General features: G+C 54.0%; 21 protein-coding genes. 2 read left to right on the top strand and 19 right to left on the bottom strand.

Annotation, left to right across the window (positions count from 1 at the left end; genetic code table 11):
- Nucleotides 1-15: 15 nt before the first annotated feature.
- The 19 genes from DW189_RS14705 to DW189_RS06595 all read right to left on the bottom strand — a co-directional run bounded on the left by DW189_RS14705 (nucleotide 16) and on the right by DW189_RS06595 (nucleotide 14344).
- Complete coding sequence (locus DW189_RS14705) at nucleotides 16-405, bottom strand: hypothetical protein (RefSeq protein WP_004291527.1); 390 nt, start codon at nucleotides 403-405, stop codon at nucleotides 16-18.
- Nucleotides 406-469: 64 nt separating this feature from the next.
- Entirely contained in the window at nucleotides 470-997 is a 528-nt protein-coding gene (locus DW189_RS06515) for a glycoside hydrolase family protein (RefSeq protein ID WP_004291526.1), read from the bottom strand.
- Nucleotides 994-1497, bottom strand: a complete 504-nt coding sequence (locus tag DW189_RS06520; protein WP_004291525.1) for a DUF3872 domain-containing protein — start codon at nucleotides 1495-1497, stop codon at nucleotides 994-996. The genes DW189_RS06515 and DW189_RS06520 overlap by 4 nt, the downstream gene beginning before the upstream one ends.
- Entirely contained in the window at nucleotides 1494-2396 is a 903-nt protein-coding gene (locus DW189_RS06525) for a toprim domain-containing protein (RefSeq protein ID WP_004291524.1), read from the bottom strand. The genes DW189_RS06520 and DW189_RS06525 overlap by 4 nt, the downstream gene beginning before the upstream one ends.
- A gap of 7 nt (nucleotides 2397-2403) precedes the next feature.
- Nucleotides 2404-2979, bottom strand: coding sequence for a conjugal transfer protein TraO (locus tag DW189_RS06530; protein WP_004291523.1), 576 nt, complete (start codon nucleotides 2977-2979; stop codon nucleotides 2404-2406).
- A gap of 2 nt (nucleotides 2980-2981) precedes the next feature.
- On the bottom strand, nucleotides 2982-3968 hold the full coding sequence (gene traN / locus DW189_RS06535; protein WP_004291522.1) for a conjugative transposon protein TraN: 987 nt from the start codon (nucleotides 3966-3968) through the stop codon (nucleotides 2982-2984).
- 34 nt (nucleotides 3969-4002) lie between these two features.
- Nucleotides 4003-5355 (bottom strand): conjugative transposon protein TraM, encoded by a 1353-nt coding sequence (gene traM, locus DW189_RS06540; protein ID WP_004291521.1) that lies wholly within the window; start codon nucleotides 5353-5355, stop codon nucleotides 4003-4005.
- Nucleotides 5336-5644: a TraL conjugative transposon family protein gene (locus DW189_RS14425; RefSeq protein WP_004291520.1), complete on the bottom strand. Its 309-nt coding sequence runs from the start codon at nucleotides 5642-5644 to the stop codon at nucleotides 5336-5338. The genes traM and DW189_RS14425 overlap by 20 nt, the downstream gene beginning before the upstream one ends.
- 6 nt (nucleotides 5645-5650) lie before the next feature.
- Nucleotides 5651-6274, bottom strand: a complete 624-nt coding sequence (traK, locus tag DW189_RS06545) for a conjugative transposon protein TraK (RefSeq protein WP_004291519.1) — start codon at nucleotides 6272-6274, stop codon at nucleotides 5651-5653.
- A gap of 31 nt (nucleotides 6275-6305) precedes the next feature.
- Complete coding sequence (traJ, locus tag DW189_RS06550) at nucleotides 6306-7310, bottom strand: conjugative transposon protein TraJ (RefSeq protein ID WP_004291518.1); 1005 nt, start codon at nucleotides 7308-7310, stop codon at nucleotides 6306-6308.
- Nucleotides 7311-7313: 3 nt separating this feature from the next.
- Entirely contained in the window at nucleotides 7314-7943 is a 630-nt protein-coding gene (locus DW189_RS06555; protein ID WP_004304283.1) for a DUF4141 domain-containing protein, read from the bottom strand.
- Nucleotides 7944-7966: 23 nt separating this feature from the next.
- Nucleotides 7967-8347, bottom strand: a complete 381-nt coding sequence (locus DW189_RS06560) for a DUF3876 domain-containing protein (RefSeq protein WP_004291516.1) — start codon at nucleotides 8345-8347, stop codon at nucleotides 7967-7969.
- 40 nt (nucleotides 8348-8387) lie between these two features.
- Complete coding sequence (locus tag DW189_RS06565) at nucleotides 8388-10892, bottom strand: TraG family conjugative transposon ATPase (protein WP_117507250.1); 2505 nt, start codon at nucleotides 10890-10892, stop codon at nucleotides 8388-8390.
- Nucleotides 10889-11221, bottom strand: coding sequence for a DUF4133 domain-containing protein (locus DW189_RS06570; RefSeq protein WP_004291514.1), 333 nt, complete (start codon nucleotides 11219-11221; stop codon nucleotides 10889-10891). Before DW189_RS06570 ends, DW189_RS06565 begins: the two co-directional genes overlap by 4 nt.
- Before the next feature lie 10 nt (nucleotides 11222-11231).
- Complete coding sequence (locus DW189_RS06575; protein WP_002560983.1) at nucleotides 11232-11549, bottom strand: DUF4134 domain-containing protein; 318 nt, start codon at nucleotides 11547-11549, stop codon at nucleotides 11232-11234.
- Nucleotides 11550-11750: 201 nt separating this feature from the next.
- Nucleotides 11751-12479, bottom strand: coding sequence for a hypothetical protein (locus DW189_RS06580; protein ID WP_004304280.1), 729 nt, complete (start codon nucleotides 12477-12479; stop codon nucleotides 11751-11753).
- A gap of 16 nt (nucleotides 12480-12495) precedes the next feature.
- The gene (locus DW189_RS06585) at nucleotides 12496-12849 is read right to left on the bottom strand and encodes a DUF3408 domain-containing protein (protein ID WP_004291505.1); all 354 of its coding nucleotides are present in this window, start codon (nucleotides 12847-12849) and stop codon (nucleotides 12496-12498) included.
- Nucleotides 12850-12851: 2 nt separating this feature from the next.
- Nucleotides 12852-13292: a DUF3408 domain-containing protein gene (locus tag DW189_RS06590; protein ID WP_004291503.1), complete on the bottom strand. Its 441-nt coding sequence runs from the start codon at nucleotides 13290-13292 to the stop codon at nucleotides 12852-12854.
- Between the two features lie 2 nt (nucleotides 13293-13294).
- Nucleotides 13295-14344, bottom strand: coding sequence for a ParA family protein (locus tag DW189_RS06595; protein WP_004291492.1), 1050 nt, complete (start codon nucleotides 14342-14344; stop codon nucleotides 13295-13297).
- 421 nt (nucleotides 14345-14765) lie between these two features.
- On the opposite strand from DW189_RS06595, the gene mobA reads away from it, so the two are divergent.
- On the top strand, nucleotides 14766-15194 hold the full coding sequence (gene mobA / locus DW189_RS06610) for a conjugal transfer protein MobA (RefSeq protein ID WP_004291488.1): 429 nt from the start codon (nucleotides 14766-14768) through the stop codon (nucleotides 15192-15194).
- Nucleotides 15173-16420: a conjugal transfer protein MobB gene (gene mobB, locus DW189_RS06615; protein ID WP_004291483.1), complete on the top strand. Its 1248-nt coding sequence runs from the start codon at nucleotides 15173-15175 to the stop codon at nucleotides 16418-16420. The genes mobA and mobB overlap by 22 nt, the downstream gene beginning before the upstream one ends.
- The last annotated feature ends 8 nt before the right edge of the window (nucleotides 16421-16428 follow it).

Below are 16428 nucleotides of genomic sequence, written 5' to 3' on the forward strand. Positions count from 1 at the left end.
CCGCCCTACTTTCTTTCAGTGAGCATGATGGCGGACAAAGAAAGTAGCAAAGAAACCTTTGTCCAATCTGCGATAACTAAAAAATCCGCAAGTAAAACTTGCGGAGGCTATATATTGGGTCGTTATTTTTTGGTGGAGGGGAATGATAATCTCGAACCGTTGAACTACACATTTCTGCTTCGTCTCCATTTCCCCCAACGATTTGATACGTTCAATCATTTTTGTTGTTCCTTTCTGAATTTTCCTAAATACTTTCTTCATAATTTCGCTATACTTTTTATGGTTAATAACTATGTTTTGTATTGCTCTCACAACACTTACAACTTGAAGTGTTATTTGGAAACCGATAGGCAAAAATGGCTCAACGATGTCAATTAACGAGAAAATCCTACGATAATCTATCAAGTGATAGAGCAAAAGACGTGCCAAGTTAAATATGGCACGTCTTTTGCCAGTTTTGTCAGTCCTTTTATGGGATATACAACAGCGCAAACTCCGCCTTTCTCCGTTTGAGCAGCATGGCGTGGCGTTTTCCTTTGTAGTTGCAGAAGGCTATATACTCACGGTAGATGTTCCTGTCACCAGCTTCCAGCTTCTTGATTAAGGTGCTTTTGGGGATTGTTTTGCTGCCTAACAGCTTCGCCGGTCCCACATTGTAAGCTAACGTGCCAAGCAAAATCGAATCAACCCCGAATTTACGGAACATGGCGACAAATTTGCGCAGGTCTTTCCGCAAAAGTTCATCCGCATCCCGTTTTGTCATGGTTCGTGCCGAATACTTCTCGTTTGGCAAAAGTTTGTGACCCCAACCGACGTATGGGTAGTGTTTTTCTGAGTGCCAGCCTTCAAAGTAGCGGCAGCATAAAAAAGCACGTTCCATAAGCGGCAGTCGGTAGATTGCCGCCTGCCCGTCCGTTCCCTCTTGGCGGCTGATCTGCGCGGACACAGAACAGACCGTCAGAAGTGAACAGAGCATTGTCATGAATACACGCATCATTTCAACAAGGGGCTGAAGTTGCCGATGGGAACGATGGTAAGATCGTCGTCCTTTACATTCCTGTTGTTGAAGTCAAATTCCAGTTCGTAGGAGTTGCTAAAGTTATCCTCCACCACCACGATGAAATTATGCGCCTCATCACCCGCCGCCGTGTAGTACAGGCGGAATTTTTCGTTCTCCAGCAGGTAGCGGTCGTTAGGCAGGAAGGTGATGCCGTTATCCATTTTGAGCGAGCCTTCCCCCTCGAACTGGAAATAGCGGATGGTATAGAGCGTACCCGAAAAGTCGCCCTCCTTTTTCAGTTCACAGCGGATTTCCACTGTCTGCCCCTTTACTACCTTGTTCGGCACGGGCATGACCTCCACCGTGAAGGGATAGGACTGCTGGATGTCCATGTCATCGTCACATGACACGAGGGTGAATGACATGGCGGCTATCAGGCATAACGCCACTGCCTTGAATATTGATGTTCTCTTGTTTCTGTTGTTCAGTATGTTCATTGTTCTTCGATTTTTAGATGGTTGTTTTTCTGTTTTTTCGTTGTCAGTTGCAGGTACTCGTTCAAGTCCTTGCAACCGTCATAGAGGGAGGAACGGTCGGTGACACGTTCCCCGTATCGCATGGTAAGTGCGGCAAGCGTCCGCCGTCCGGCTTCGTCACGGTCGAGGAAGCAGCCGATGCGCCCGTATCCGTCCAGCAATCCCGCCGCCTTCTCCACGTTGGCGACTGAGTTCAGCACAAGACAGTCAGCGTTACCGGTTACACCAAGCGTCACGGCAGAGAGAAAGTCCATGAAGCCCTCGAACACGAGGCACTCGTCAGCCGGGATGTCATTCGCCTTTACCAGTGATACAGACTTCGGAGGTATGCAACCCTTGAAATATCGGCTTCTGACTTCATAGCCACCTGCCATGTTCGGAAAGCCAACGGCAAAATACCGTTTCCCACGCACACCGTAGTTCAAGCGGCAGCAGTGACGGGATGCGATGGCGTAAGGGATGCCCCGTTCCTCTAAATACTCCGTCAGCAGTGAGCGGAGCAGCGGAGCGACCTCCACATCCTCAAAAACGGATTCGGTCGGCTTCGAGAGATAGACGGGCTTTTCCCATCCGGCAACCGTCATATTGGCGGCTTCCGCTATGAACTTCGCTTGCTTCATGAAGTCATCGCTTTGCAGAAACTCCCCGGCAAGCGTGAAGATGTCGCCGCCCTTGCCCAAACCGAAGTCGTACCAGAGCTGTTTCGCCACGTTCACACGGAAAGAGGATGTGCGCTCGCCCCTGTACGGGGCAAGATACCACAGCTCGTTACCGCTCCTTCTGACAGGCTCATGCCCCAGCCGTGCGAGAAAATCCGCAAGCGGCATCCTTCTGACAGCATCTATTTCCGTCCTTTCCATGCCCGTGTCAGTTGATGATGAACTTGATACCGACCCCGAACTGCGTGTGGAACTTCCGTGTGTCGCCACCCCAAAGGCAACGCTCCCGCAGGTTGGCAAGCAGGGCGATACGGTCTGCCACGTAACACTCCACATCGAGCGTCAGCGCACCGCCGTAGATGAAGGCGTCCCGGTCGTGCAGCGTGGAGCCGTCATGCAGCACCTTCTTCCCCCAATTTACCGCCTCATATCCGGCGAGAGCCGAAGCCCCGGCATAGACGAAAACAATCTTTCGGGCGTCCGACAGTATCTTGAAGTAATAGCCGCCCTCCGCCGTGAACTGCGCCACGGGTATCTTGGTGTCCTTGTAGGGATTGTTCTTCAACAGGTATTCGCCACCGAACACCCACTTGTTCCCCTTCTTCGTGTAGGTGGAGAGAGCCGCCCCGAAGCTGTACCCGCCGTCCTTGCCGCCGAGATTGAAGCCGTCCGCCATGTCCGCCCTCACCTCGATGCCCTGCATCTTCGGCAGACACCGCTGGGCGTGCGCCTGCCCTGTAAAAAGGGCAAGCGACGCGATGATTATTGCGATGTACTTTCTCATGGTCAGCGTACTTGAAGTTCGTTGATGGTACCCGCGCGTACCAAATCCTCGTTCTCAATCACGAAGGACTGGTGACGGCCGCCGTTCTTCTCGTTCAATTCCACCACGAGGCACTTGTCATCGGGGATGGTGAACTTCGCCATCGTGAAGACCGTGCGCTCGCTCTTTTTGCCCGGCACGAGGGTGGCGTAGTTCTGCGCGCGGAGCGGCAGAATAATCTGCTCCTGCACGGCAGTACGCTTCGCAACCTTCTTGTCCACGATTTTCCAAGTGATGTAGTCCACATCGAAAGGCACGTTGCTCTGGTTCTTTATCTCCGTGTGGAAATAAAGCAAGCCGTTGTGCGTGTAGATGCCTTTCAACAGGTATTGGATGCCGAAACGCTTGCAGCCGATATGCTTCACCTCGCGCTTGTTCTGTTTGTGGATGGACTTCATGATAAGGCGCACCAGCATCGGGCTTTCGCTGCCCAGCTCTTTCAGATAGATTTCCTGCGCGTTGTTCGGGCGGTTCACCGTGCTGCCGTCATGGATGAAGTCGCACATCTCCACGTTGAGCAACAGCGGTTCGGCGGCGTACTTCACGTTGAAGGTGTAGAAACTGCCGTCCTCCGTGATGACGGACATATTCGTTTCGTTGGGAAAATTCCTTACGGTAGCCTTCACACGGATGATGTTCTCCGCTCCGTCGGCTTTCCCGGCAATCAGGTCGGGCGAGCCTAAATCGACATAGCGCACCTCCGCCGGAAAAATGACGTGGACGGTCTTGTCGTAGGTCACTTCCAGACCGTGCGGCGGTATCATGCGGTCGAAGGTCAGCTTGCGTGACAGCCCGTGATATAGGTCGCCGTCCGCCTCCTTCTGCGGATAGACCTCCTTCGTCAAGGTCGGTTGTTCACTTCCGTTGGTCGTTTCAACGGTTACATTCTCCTGCGCGTTGGCAGTTATGATGCCCATAGCGAGGGCAAACATGATGATTACTTTTCTCATTACTTTTGGATTTTAGTGGTAATTTTTATTGTTTTCAATATTTTTCTTGGTAAAGCATGACCCTGTACCCGGCTTTCAGATGCACCTTGACGGTTCGCATCTTTTTGGCGATGTACTGGCTCGTGCCTTGTATCAGCCCCTTGCCCAAGTCGGAGGCGAGCTGCGCCCCGGCATTGGTGGAGATGTTGATGCTGCTTCCCAGCGAGCCGCCCATGTTGGCGGCGACCTCCCGGACGGCGTTCATCTCCATCGAGTTCGGGATGAAGATGCCGGGCTGTCCGTCCGTGTCATAGACCGCAAGCTCCACGGGGATAATCGTGCCGTCGTATTCCAGCGAGGTAATCTCGATGTCGAGCCGCTCACCCTGTATCTTGCCCGTGCCGACCACCACCGCACCCCGGGGTATTGTCCTGCCTGCCACCGCCATAGGCTCCAGCAGGCGCAGCCTTACCGTCTGCCCGTCCGTCACGCTCTGCGCCCCATGCACGCACGCCGGTATGGTGTTCCTGTCCAATACCTCCGCCGTGCCGACAGCCGTGTTGAAACCCCGGTTGCGTTCCTGCGATAAGGCGGCGACAAACTCCGCGTTACTCATAGGCTGTGAGAGTGAAGAAACTACTTGATGCTCCACCTGTCTGATAGGCATTGCCTTGTTCTTCTTCCCTTTCTGCACGGTAGTTGGCTCTGCCCTCTGTTCCGCCGATGGCTGTCCTCCGTTCTGACCGCCCATGTACTTTGCCGCCAGCTCGTAGGACTTCTCCATAAGAGCCACCTGCTCGTCCATAGAGGAAGCCTTGCCCCTCTCGCTTTCCAGTTCCGACTCCAGCGATGCGATGCGCTCCAACAATTCGTCCATCTCCGCATTGTCGTTTTTCGGCTGGTCGTAGAAGTTTCCGAGCGTGGCGTTCAGGTCACGGTAGGCGGCTGCGGAGGACTGGATGGTCTGCGGCGTGGCTGGCTTTGCCCTTTCTTCCTTGCCGCCCGGATTGGCGAGGTCGAAGTCCACTCCGTTCTCCGTTCCCGCTATCTCGCGGTCGAACATGTCGCCCAGCTGCCCGATGGCACGGTTGCGGCTCTCCTGACGCTCTTCCATCTCCCCATGCTCGTAGGCTTTCAGCTTGTCGCCGATAATCTGCCGGTTCGCCTTGTCAGCGTCGGGCATCTCGGTGTTGTATCCGTCCGTTCCCGGCGGTTGCTCCTTGCCGGAGGACGGGGCGAATATCAGCCACATCGCCCCGATGAACACCAACACCATAGCGGGCAGCACGATCATCTTCTGCCGTTTCAGCCGTTGCGCCTCTGTCAGCGGTTCGCGCTCCTTTTTCGGTTTCCCCGTTTCGGGAGCAGCTTTGTTCTCTTTCGTCGGTTCATTCTTTGTCTGTTCCATATAAATAAGGTGTTAAGTGATTGCCTGTTTCCGCCGGGGTCGGCAGTTCCACCCGTCCGGCGTGTCCCGTTTCCATATGTGAGCCGTCGTTCCTGCCGATGTCATAGACGGCTCTGCCGAAGGTGTAAAGGGCAAGCACCGCGAAGGCGGCGAACATCCCCAGCACGATGCGGCGGCGTGTTTCCGGCGGCAAGCCGTCCAGATACCCTTTGAGACTTGCCGCCAAGCGTTTCCGTTTGTCGTGGAGTTTCCAATACATGCCCCACATTGATTTTCTGATACTTTTCATGTCCTGTTACCGTTTGATAGTCTGTAAATCCTTGTTCTCAATGATGGTGAAACCCTCGATGGTAAAACCGTTCGGGTTGTCATCCGACCGCGATGCGTTCAGCAGGCGGCAGGTGGTCACGAGGCTGCGCTCGGTGACGTTGCTCTGCCGGATGATTTTCTGTGTGGCGTAGGTCACGGCACGGTAGGGATAGGCGTTGAAGTCGCACACCACGCTGTCCACCTTCAGCACTTGGTTGATGTTCCCGGCGATGATGCGGTTGTAGTACCCCTTCTCCGCGAAGTCCGAATAATAGTGGTACACGCTCTTGTCCGCCAGCAGCAAGGCACGTTTCACGTTGTGTTCAATCGCGCTTTTTTCAGGTGATAGCGTGAAGAACATCTCGTGGAAACGGCGCACATGTTCCCGTGCCTCCGCCGGGCGGTTCTGCGACAAATCCTGAGACAAGGCGAGCATCAGGCTCTTGCCGTTGTCCAGCACATAGATTTTCTCCCGTTGCTTCTCTGCGAAACGGTAGGAGTTCCACACGCTCCACACCGTCACCACGGCGCACAGCGAGAGGAAGACGATACCGAACAGGCGTATCTGCCTGAACGACGATTCGATGTTTCTAAGTGATTTGAATTCCATTTATATTTTCCAATTTATGATTGCACATTGATTATTTCAGCAATTTGCCGACACGTCCGACTGCGTTTCCTGCGGCTGCACCCGCCACGCTGCCCGCCATGCTTCCGGCTCGTCCCGCCATCTGGTTCACGTTGCGACCGTAACCGCCCATGCCTCCGGCTTGGATAATCCAGCCCGCAACGGTGGGAATGGTAAAGTAGCCGATGATGCCGATGCAGAGGAATACGATATACACCCCGTCGCTCGAATCCAGCGAGAAGTTCGGGTCTGCCTGCATCCGCTCGATGTCGTTTTGCAGCATCAGAACCTGTATCTTCGCCAGTATGGTGCTGAACATGTCCGATACCGGTAGCCACAGATAGACCTGTATATAGCGGCATATCCACTGCGTGAGCGTGTTTTGGAAACCGTCCCATACCGACAGGGCGAAGGCTATCGGACCGAGAATCGCCAGCACCACGAGAAAGAAGGTGCGGACGGTGTCTATCACGAGGGCGGCGGCTTGGAACAGCAGTTCGAGTATCTCGCGGAAGAAGTCGCGGATGCTCTTCTTCATGTTGTACATTCCCCGGTCGATATACATTCCCGCCATCGTCACCATGTCGGAGGGCGACCAGCCGAGTTCCTCCAGTTGCTTGTCAAATTCCTCGTTGGACACGAGGTAGGCGGTTTCGGGGTTGCGTACCATCGCCTCGTATTCCAGTTTGTCCTTCTGCTCCCGGTATCGGTTCATGTCCAGCGTTTCCGCCTCCAGCATCTTTGCCGTGCCCTGTACGACGGGTGAGAGGATGCTGTTTATCGTGCCCAGCACCACAGTCGGGAAGAACATGATGCACAGACCGATGGCAAAAGGACGGAGCATCGGGAATACGTCTATCGGTTCAGCTCTCGCCAGCGACTGCCATACCCGGTAGGCGACGTAGAACAGCGCACCCAGCCCGGCGATGCCTTTCGCCACACCAGCCATGTCCCCACACAGCGGCATCATCTGCTCATAAAGTGAACGTAAAATCTGATGAAGGTTGTCGAACTTCATAGGCTACCAGTATCTTTCGTTCATGTTCCCGTACAGCCCCATGATGCGGTCGAGGTCGTTCTTCTTTTTCGCACGCAGGTAACTCACGGAGATGTTCTTGTTCGTGTAGTAGCTCACGAGGTTGCGGTAACGCTTCATCTTCGAGTGGCAGCGTTCCACCACGTCCATGCGCTCCTTGTCGGTCATGGAGAGCGTGGTGATGTTCACCACGTTCCTGAGTTCCGTCAACACTTCGTTGCTTTCCTCCAGCAGTTTCGTGTAGCCGAAAGCGATTGCGGAAAGCTCTTCGGGTCTGAAATTCCCGTCACGGAGCATCCGTTGGAAACTGTTCACATAGATGTCTGTGATGTCGCCCACCATCAGGATGGTCTGCTGCACCTTGCGGGCGTCCTTGACCAGATTGTTCACCGATTTGAGGGCATCGTAATACTTCTTGCCCTGCTGATAGATTTTCACCGTCTCCTGAAAGTTGCTCACCATGTTCGTGGCGGTCTTGGAGGTATGGATGATGTTTTTGGAGGCATTGATGATGCCCTGCGCTAGATTGCCCGGATCGCTTACGACCCACTGTGCGCTTGCCCTGCCCGCGAAAAGCAGGCACAGGCAGATAATCATTGTTATTCTTGTTCTCATGTTACTTTGGATTTTAGTGGTTGTTATTCTTCGGTCGGATGTCCCGGCTGCGGCTTCACCCGCACATAGTCCCCGTTTGGCGAGAAAGTCAGCACATCCGTGGCCTCGTTGTAGGACACGTCGATGCGGAAGCCGGTGTTCATGAACAGGTTGCCGTTCTCCTCCTGCAAGAGATAGGTTTCCGGCTTGAGCTTGCGGCGCAGACCGCTACGACGGAACACCGTCACTTTGTAGGCTTCGCCCTCCTTGTAGATAAGCACGTCAGGTTTTCCCTCCACGCTCTCCCAGTTCCCGCACAGCATGTCGCGGCGGTTGTCGGCCACGTCGCAGGATTGCAGCATCATGACCGCCAATCCGATAAGGCACTTGCTGACTTGCAGCATTTTCACTTTTGGTAAATTCATACGCGTTTTTCTTTTTTGGTTGATACATTCTGTTTTTTAGTTATTCCTTGTTTCTCCGCCTTTCGGCAAGCTGCCGGATGGCGGCTTCGATGTCGTCGCCCAGCTTCTCCGCCAGACGGTAAACCTCCACTTTTTCCGTTTCCTCGGTGGTGTACGCCAGATACTCTTCCGCGCTGACCTCCGTGGCATAGACCGCCGACTGCGTGCCGCCCAAGCCTATCCACACCTCCTTGTAGAGCCGTGAAGGGTTGTTCGCCATGTTGATGGAGAGTATCTGCGACTTCTCCTTTTCCGTCAGTCCGAGCAACGCCTGTATCTGGTCGAACTTGTTCATATATTTCCTTTGGTCAAGCAGGATTTTACAATCCGAGTTGTTGATAATGCTCTCTTTGACCACCGGAGAACTGATAATGTCGTCCACCTCCTGCGTCACCACGATTGCCTCGCCGTAATATTTTCTGACCGTCTTATACATATAGCGCAGATATTCAGCCATGTTCGCCGATGAGAGGGCCTTCCAAGCCTCTTCCACGATAAGCTGTTTCCGCACGCCTTTCAGCCGCCGCATCTTGTTGATGAAGGCTTCCATGATGATGATGGTCACGACGGGGAACAGTTCGCGGTTTTCTTTAATCGAATCTATCTCGAAGACGATGAACCGCTTGCCGAGCAGGTCGATGTTCTCCGTGGAGTTGAGCAGGAAATCGTAACGCCCGCCCCGGTAATACTGCCGCATGGTGGTGAGCATGTTGTCGATGTTGAAGTCGGACTTCTCCACCTTGATGTCACGCTGTGCCAGTTCCTTGCGGTAGTCGTCACGCATATACTCGTAGAAGGTGTTGAACGACGGCACGATGCTACGGTCGGATTGGATGCGCTCAATATAGGCACTCACGGCACTGCCCAGCTCGCCGCTCTCCGTCTTTGTCACCTTGTCGTCCTCCGACTTCCAGAGCGTCAGCAACAGGGTCTTGATGCTGTCCTTCTTCTCCACGTCGAAGATGTAATCGTCGGTGTAGAACGGGTTGAAGCTGATGGGCTTATCTTCCGTGTAGGTGAAATACACACCGTCCGCTCCGCCTGTCTTGCGTCGGATCATGCCGCACAAGCCCTGATAGGAGTTTCCCGTGTCCACCAATACCACATGTGCGTCTTGCTCATAATATTGGCGCACGAGGTGGTTCATGAAGAAAGACTTGCCGCTGCCCGAAGGACCCAGCACGAACTTGTTGCGGTTGGTCGTGATACCTCGCTTCATGGGCAGGTCGGAGATGTCAAGGTGCAGCGGTTTTCCCGTGAGCCTGTCCACCATCTTGATGCCGAAGGGCGAGAGCGAGCTGCGGTAGTTGGTTTCCTCTGTGAACAGGCACACCGCCTGTTCGATGAAGGTGTGGAAACTCTCTTCCGCCGGGAAGTCCGCCGCATTGCCGGGTATCGCCGCCCAGTAGAGTGTCGGGCAGTCGATGGTGTTGTGGCGCGGCACGCATTCCATGCTTGCCAACTGGCTGCCCACGTCGTTCTTGATATGCTTCAGTTCCTCCGCATCGTCGCTCCACGCCATGACGTTGAAGTGTGCCCGTACCGAGGTCAGTCCGTAGGAATGGGCTTCGTTCAGGTATTGGTCTATCCACTCGCGGTTGATGCTGTTGCTCCTTGAATAGCGAGATAGCGACTGCATGTTACGGGCGGACTTCTCGAACTTCTGCAAGGTTTCCTCACTGTTGTCTATCAGCACATACTGGTTGTAGATATGGTTGCAGGAGAGCAGAAGCCCCACCGGGGAGGCGAATGACAGTCGGCAGTCACTCCGGTCGGTGGAGAGCTTCTCGTAACGGGTGTCGGTAGCCACCTTGCCCGGCAGGTCTTCCGCGTCGGAGAGGGTGTGCAGACACAGGCGGTTGTCGCCGATGCGCATCTCCCTTGCCGAAAGCTCGATGTCCTGCAAGGTGGTGTCACCTTCCGGCATGAGCGAGAAGTAGCGTTCAATAAGTCCCGTCTTTCCCTCAGTACCCACAATCTCATCGGTGGAGAGGCGGCGCAGCCTGACAAGCCCGCTGTCGTTCATGATGCGCTCGAACTGTTCGCAGGCTTCCAAGAACTTGGTCGTGGTTTCCCTGTCCAGCTCCTTCGGGATGATATGTCCCCGGCACAGCGTGCTGAAATTGCTCTGCATCCGGTTACGCTCCTTTGTTGTCTTGGTCAGGTAGAGGTAGCAGGTGTGTTTCAGGTACGGACGCTCGTTGAAGTGACGCTCGAAAGAGCGGCTTAAAAAGCTCATGTCGTCCTTCTGAAGCTCCGGTTTGTAGCGTTCCTTGATGAACCAGTCCTGTTTGTGGACGACGGAGTAGTCCGGCAGCACCTTGATAGCCTTGCACCAGCAACTGTGTATCGCCTCGTACTCCGCACCCGTCACGGTGTAAAGTTCCGGTAGTTCCACCTCGAAAGCCACCGTGATGTCGGCGTCCTTTGAGATGATGCAGCCATGCTCCACCGCTAAAAGTGGGAACCTGTTTTCCAGTGTTGTCATTTTCGATGTATTCCTCATTGTCTTTCTTCCTTTCGTTGTCGTTTGAACAGACGGGTTATCCGCCGCCGGTTGATAAGGTATCGGGGATGGCTCCGTGCCGCTCCTAATTTCATCAGCCCGTGTTCACCGTACCGGGCGTTCAGCGCGAAGGTCTGCCATACAAGGAGGGAGGACGATGCCGCGCCGAAGCCGATACATATCCACTGGTCGATACCGACCATGTAGAGGATGACGAACAGGACGAAGAGAGCCAGCAGACCTCCGCAGAAGATGAAGAGGTACTGTGCCTTCAAGCCCTTGAACTCTACCGGACGGCCGATACCCTTGTTGATTGGGTATTCAGCCATACATTATTTATTAAAGGAAGAATGAGCGCAGGATGGTGGCGGCAACAATCAGGAAGATGCACGCGCCGAACCACGAGGCGGCTGTCTTGCTGGTGTCGGGGTCGCCCGATGAAAACTTGCCGTACACTTTTACGCCCCCGATAAGCCCGACGACTGCACCGATGGCGTATATCAGTTTAGTTCCGGGGTCGAAATAAGAACTCACCATAGAGGTGGCTTCGTTGATGCCCGCGATGCCGTTTCCCTGCGCGAAAGCGGAGGCGGTTGCGGCGATGACAAGTGCCGCGGAGAGGATTGCTTTTCTGTTTTTCAAGATGTTCTTGTTCATAAACTGTTCTTGTTTTTTGCCGTCAAAAGGGTGGATGGTCCTTTGTCGGGCGGTTGATACTTTGTTTCTTTACTTTGGTTTTAGTGGATGCCCGTTTGTTTCCACGGACGTGGGCGTGTCCGTTGCGGATGGGGATGCGCCTTGCGTTTCCTCGCCGCGTGGGTTGATGTCATTCTTTCATGTTCATTTCTTTTATTGTTGTCATACATAGTTGCGAATGTCGAACTCCTCGATGTTGTCCGGCACGACGAACTCCTTTTCAGATTTCTTCAGCCGAATCTCGATAAGCCCCTTGATGCGGATGCCTATCTCCGAAGAGCCTTCCATCATTTTCTCGTACAACTCCGTGCCCTCCATGTCGGTGAACACCTTAGCCGCCTTTTCACGTTCCGCCTGTGTCGCGTCCGGGTTTTTGGCGGTCTTGCAGGCGTCGTCAATCTCGTCAAAGCTGCTGCCCGAAGCCCGTGGCGTGTCCGAGGCGTCCTCTTCCGGTTCGTCGTCCCCGTATCCCAGTTCCTCCGGCGGTATGCTCGTGAAGGTCTCATCGAGTTTTTCCTCCGGGACTTGTGCCGGGCGGGATGCGTTTCCCGTTTTTCCGTCGTCAAAAGTAGCCTCTTCCTCCGACAGCTCAATGCCTTTTTCAATAGTGGCGGCTTCTTGCGTCGGTATGGCAGCGGTTGTCCGGGTGGATGCCATCCTGAAACGGCTCTTGCCGATGATGTCCGCCTTTTCCGCAGGGACTTCCTCGTGTGCCGCTATGCGTTTAGCCTCATTCCCGTCCAGTGACCGCCATAATCCGACAATGCCCTTGAAGAAGCGGACAATCCGCGTGTCCATGATGCGCTCGTAAAGGAGCAGGAACAGGAACCAGAGGTTGCAGCCGACCGATACCGCCAGCAGAATGTCTGTCATGCTGATTGTGTAATTCATATCCTTCCGTTTTTGGTTAGAATACTGAATTGTAATTTCGGGCATAAAGGCTCTTTATCGCATCTTCGCACTGGTTGAAGTGGTGCGTCAGCACATGGTCGATGTAAGCGGACAGCGTAAGCCGGTCATGCCCGATTACACGGGTGATACGCATGATACGCTCGTGGTACTCCGGGCGCACATACGCCATCTTCCCCTCACGTGCCTTTACTTCCGGGTCGCGGATGAACAGGCGTTCATAGTCCTTCTCACTGCATTTGCCGCTTACCGGGACAGGCGACAGTATTTCCACACTCGCCTGCACTTGGGTAAACATACCTCCGCAGTCTTGCTGTGGTCTTTTTTCATTCGGTGTCATTTCTTTTTCCATTTTCAAATCAGATCTTCACGTTGTTTCTTGTACAGTTCGTTGATTCTCTCCTTGTGCTGTTCCAGATGCTGGCGCAGCACGGTATCCACATATCCGCCTACTGAGATTTCCCCTCCGGCGATGTCGTTCACGATTCTGAGGATCTTGCCGTGGACGTCACGGCTGATATAGACACATTGGCGGGTCTTTATCTCGTTGCGGCGCAGGAATAGCTCGTTGTAGTCCTCGTCCTGCCTTTTCCGGCGTCCACTTTCCCTCTGCGCTTTTTCCCGTGTTACGGGTTGCACAGGAGATGGTTCCGGTGCGGCGGTGTCCTCTTCGGTCGGTGCAGCTGCGGGTACTTCCTGTGCGGGGCGCAGTGTCCCGTCCTGTGTGCGCCGCCCGATGGAGGCTAACAGCAGTTCCTCGTCGATGCCTTCCGTGTTCACTTTCCTGCTGCCCATGCTCACTGCGGTCTGATGATGTCGCTTATCTCTTCGGAAAACTCCCGGATGCCACTCCCTTTCAGCAGTGCCGTGTCCATCGGGAAGATGGTGGAGCGGAAAACGCTCTTGCGCTCTTCCGAAAGGTCACGGCGGAACTTCTTGCTGTCGGGCAAGCGGGTGGAAAGTACCGGAAAGCCCATTTCGGCTATCACTTCCTCGTAGATGCCGTACAAGTCGTTCCTCTCCCTGCCGTCCACCATCGTCCAGAACAGATGCAGCCCCTTTGTTTTCGCCTGTCCGGTAGTCATCAGCCTGTCGCGGAACATCGTGACGAATTTCAGGGTACTCTCCACGACAAAGCGGTCGGCACTCAGCGGAGTGAAAATGTAGTCCATCTGCGAGAGCGTCTTTATCACGCCGTTGCTTCGGAGTGTGCCGGGCATGTCGAAGAACACCACGTCGGGTTTCACGTCCTCAGTGGCAATCATCCTCTCGGCATCGTCGAGGGCGTTCACCGCATTGCTTTTGACGATGGTGTAGGCGTTCTTTTTGATCCGGCGGAAATGGTCGCAAGCGAGAGCCTTGAAGTAGGTGCTGCTGTCGATAAGCCCCATTTCGTGTTCGCGCAGCCCGTGGATGCTGTGCTGCGGGTCGTCGCAGTCCACGACGGCGACATTGTAGCCTTTCACGTTGTGCAGGTAGCTGGCGGCAAGTGCCGTGACAGTGGATTTGCCGATGCCACCTTTCTGTGTTGCGAATGCAACGAAGATTTCCTTACTCATAGTTCCATTTATTTTAATTGTTGATGATTTGTTTTTCTGTTTCCATACGGATTTGGCTGTCGCACCATCCGCTTCCGTGACTACACACGCAGGCGGGTCGTCGCGTATCCGGTTCTGTGGTGAAGCGGTGCGTCGGACAAATGGTGATTGACGACATTGCGTCATGAAGTCATTGAATCCATACGTCACCGAATTGTCGGAGAACCGGGTTTCCGACGGTTCGGGTATCCGTTTCGGCAAGTATCCGAAGAAGCGGATTTCCGGGTATTTGAATGTTCCGTTTATCATATCTTCAAATCGTTCGTTTCTTGAATCATGCTGCAAATAAACAAGTATATTTTGGAACCTGTATCACTTCTCCGGCAAGTGGCGGCACGTTGCGCCGGTTGGCAGTCATTGACCGGGTCAAGCATCTGTCCGATACCGCTTTAAGGGCGTAACTTTGCACCCGGACAGCAGGGTTCGCCGATGACGCGCGGCCCGGAGTCCTGAAAGGTATTTTCCCAATCCGTCCCCTGACGGATTTTTATGTTCACCTGAACATAGCAAGATGTCTTTTCAGCCGCTCAAAATATTTTGAGCAGCCACGAAAAGCACTTGCCCTTGCAGGGGGCGGGCTTTCCCTCCGAAGTCGGGAAGCCTTTCAGAACTGCGGTGCTGTAATCCGAAGCGGCGGCTTATGCCGTCAATCCGCTAAATCCAAAGTAATATGAAAGAGAAAAGGAAAAGCAAATCAGGGAGAAATCCCAAACTTGATCCGGCGGTGTACCGGTACACCGTCCGTTTCAACGAGGAGGAACACAACCGTTTCCTCGCCATGTTCGGAAAATCGGGTGTCTATGCACGGTCTGTTTTCCTCAAAGCGCACTTCTTCGGGCAACCGTTCAAGGTGCTGAAGGTGGACAAGACGTTGGTGGACTATTACACCAAACTGTCGGATTTTCATGCACAATTCCGTGCCGTGGGTACGAATTACAACCAAGTCGTGAAGGAACTGAGGCTGCATTTTTCAGAGAAAAAGGCGATGGCGTTGCTCTACAAATTAGAGCAACACACCGTCGAACTCGTGAAACTGAGCCGCCGGATTGTGGAACTTTCAAGGGAAATGGAGGCAAAATGGTCGCAAAAATCAGTGTAGGAAGTTCGTTGTACGGCGCGATTGCCTACAACGGGGAGAAGATTAACGAGGCGCAGGGGCGGCTTCTCACCACCAACCGCATCTACAATGACGGTTCGGGAACGGTGGACATAGGCAAGGCGATGGAGGGTTTTCTCACCTTCCTGCCACCGCAGATGAAGATCGAGAAGCCGGTGGTGCATATCTCTCTCAACCCGCACCCGGAGGATGTGCTGACCGATATTGAGTTGCAGAATATCGCCCGCGAGTATCTGGAAAAACTCGGTTTCGGAAACCAGCCTTATCTTGTATTCAAGCACGAGGACATCGACCGCCACCACCTGCACATCGTGACGGTCAACGTGGACGAGAACGGGAAAAGGCTCAACCGGGATTTTCTCTACCGCCGCAGCGACCGTATCCGCAGGGAACTGGAACAGAAGTACGGATTGCATCCGGCAGAACGTAAAAATCAGAGATTGGATAATCCGTTGCGCAAGGTGGCCGCATCGGCAGGTGATGTGAAGAAGCAGGTAGGCAACACCGTGAAGGCTCTGAATGGGCAGTACCGTTTCCAGACGATGGGCGAATACCGTGCGCTCCTTTCCTTATATAATATGACGGTGGAGGAAGCGAGGGGCAACGTGCGCGGACGGGAGTATCACGGGCTGGTCTATTCCGTCACGGACGACAAGGGTAACAAGGTGGGCAACCCGTTCAAATCCTCGCTTTTCGGGAAGTCCGCAGGCTATGAAGCCGTACAGAAGAAGTTTGTCCGTTCCAAATCGGAAATCAAGGATAGGAAACTGGCAGACATGACGAAACGCACCGTCCTTTCCGTGCTGCAAGGCACTTATGACAAGGACAAATTTGTATCCCAACTCAAAGAGAAGGGCATCGACACCGTACTGCGCTACACAGAGGAAGGGCGCATCTATGGGGCTACCTTCATCGACCACCGCACGGGATGCGTGCTGAACGGTTCGCGCATGGGTAAGGAGCTTTCGGCGAATGCCTTGCAGGAACACTTCACCCTGCCATACGCCGGACAACCGCCGATACCGCTATCCATCCCTGTGGATGCTGCGGACAAGGCACACGGGCAGACCGCCTACGACAGTGAAGATATATCGGGCGGTATGGGCTTGCTCACTCCCGAAGGTCCGGCGGTAGATGCCGAGGAAGAGGCTTTCATCCGGGCGATGAAGCGCAAAAAGAAGAAAAAACGCAAGGGCTTGGGTATGTAATCAGAGTA

Origin of the sequence: Alistipes sp. AM16-43 (assembly GCF_003435745.1) — a bacterium.
GTDB lineage: Bacteria > Bacteroidota > Bacteroidia > Bacteroidales > Rikenellaceae > Alistipes > Alistipes onderdonkii.

What these genes read in the sequence shown, in the direction of transcription:
- DW189_RS06590 (WP_004291503.1), bottom strand. Translation starts at nt 13,292, where the DNA reads ATGGGCAGCAGGAAAGTGAACACGGAAGGCATCGACGAGGAACTGCTG.
- DW189_RS06530 (WP_004291523.1), bottom strand. Translation starts at nt 2,979, where the DNA reads ATGAGAAAGTACATCGCAATAATCATCGCGTCGCTTGCCCTTTTTACA.
- DW189_RS06580 (WP_004304280.1), bottom strand. Translation starts at nt 12,479, where the DNA reads ATGAATTACACAATCAGCATGACAGACATTCTGCTGGCGGTATCGGTC.
- DW189_RS06575 (WP_002560983.1), bottom strand. Translation starts at nt 11,549, where the DNA reads ATGAACAAGAACATCTTGAAAAACAGAAAAGCAATCCTCTCCGCGGCA.
- DW189_RS06560 (WP_004291516.1), bottom strand. Translation starts at nt 8,347, where the DNA reads ATGAATTTACCAAAAGTGAAAATGCTGCAAGTCAGCAAGTGCCTTATC.
- DW189_RS06525 (WP_004291524.1), bottom strand. Translation starts at nt 2,396, where the DNA reads ATGGAAAGGACGGAAATAGATGCTGTCAGAAGGATGCCGCTTGCGGAT.
- DW189_RS06585 (WP_004291505.1), bottom strand. Translation starts at nt 12,849, where the DNA reads ATGGAAAAAGAAATGACACCGAATGAAAAAAGACCACAGCAAGACTGC.
- traM (WP_004291521.1), bottom strand. Translation starts at nt 5,355, where the DNA reads ATGGAACAGACAAAGAATGAACCGACGAAAGAGAACAAAGCTGCTCCC.
- DW189_RS06520 (WP_004291525.1), bottom strand. Translation starts at nt 1,497, where the DNA reads ATGAACATACTGAACAACAGAAACAAGAGAACATCAATATTCAAGGCA.
- DW189_RS06570 (WP_004291514.1), bottom strand. Translation starts at nt 11,221, where the DNA reads ATGGCTGAATACCCAATCAACAAGGGTATCGGCCGTCCGGTAGAGTTC.
- traJ (WP_004291518.1), bottom strand. Translation starts at nt 7,310, where the DNA reads ATGAAGTTCGACAACCTTCATCAGATTTTACGTTCACTTTATGAGCAG.
- DW189_RS14425 (WP_004291520.1), bottom strand. Translation starts at nt 5,644, where the DNA reads ATGAAAAGTATCAGAAAATCAATGTGGGGCATGTATTGGAAACTCCAC.
- traK (WP_004291519.1), bottom strand. Translation starts at nt 6,274, where the DNA reads ATGGAATTCAAATCACTTAGAAACATCGAATCGTCGTTCAGGCAGATA.
- DW189_RS06595 (WP_004291492.1), bottom strand. Translation starts at nt 14,344, where the DNA reads ATGATAAACGGAACATTCAAATACCCGGAAATCCGCTTCTTCGGATAC.
- mobB (WP_004291483.1), top strand. Translation starts at nt 15,173, where the DNA reads ATGGTCGCAAAAATCAGTGTAGGAAGTTCGTTGTACGGCGCGATTGCC.
- DW189_RS06515 (WP_004291526.1), bottom strand. Translation starts at nt 997, where the DNA reads ATGATGCGTGTATTCATGACAATGCTCTGTTCACTTCTGACGGTCTGT.
- mobA (WP_004291488.1), top strand. Translation starts at nt 14,766, where the DNA reads ATGAAAGAGAAAAGGAAAAGCAAATCAGGGAGAAATCCCAAACTTGAT.
- DW189_RS06565 (WP_117507250.1), bottom strand. Translation starts at nt 10,892, where the DNA reads ATGAGGAATACATCGAAAATGACAACACTGGAAAACAGGTTCCCACTT.
- DW189_RS06555 (WP_004304283.1), bottom strand. Translation starts at nt 7,943, where the DNA reads ATGAGAACAAGAATAACAATGATTATCTGCCTGTGCCTGCTTTTCGCG.
- traN (WP_004291522.1), bottom strand. Translation starts at nt 3,968, where the DNA reads ATGAGAAAAGTAATCATCATGTTTGCCCTCGCTATGGGCATCATAACT.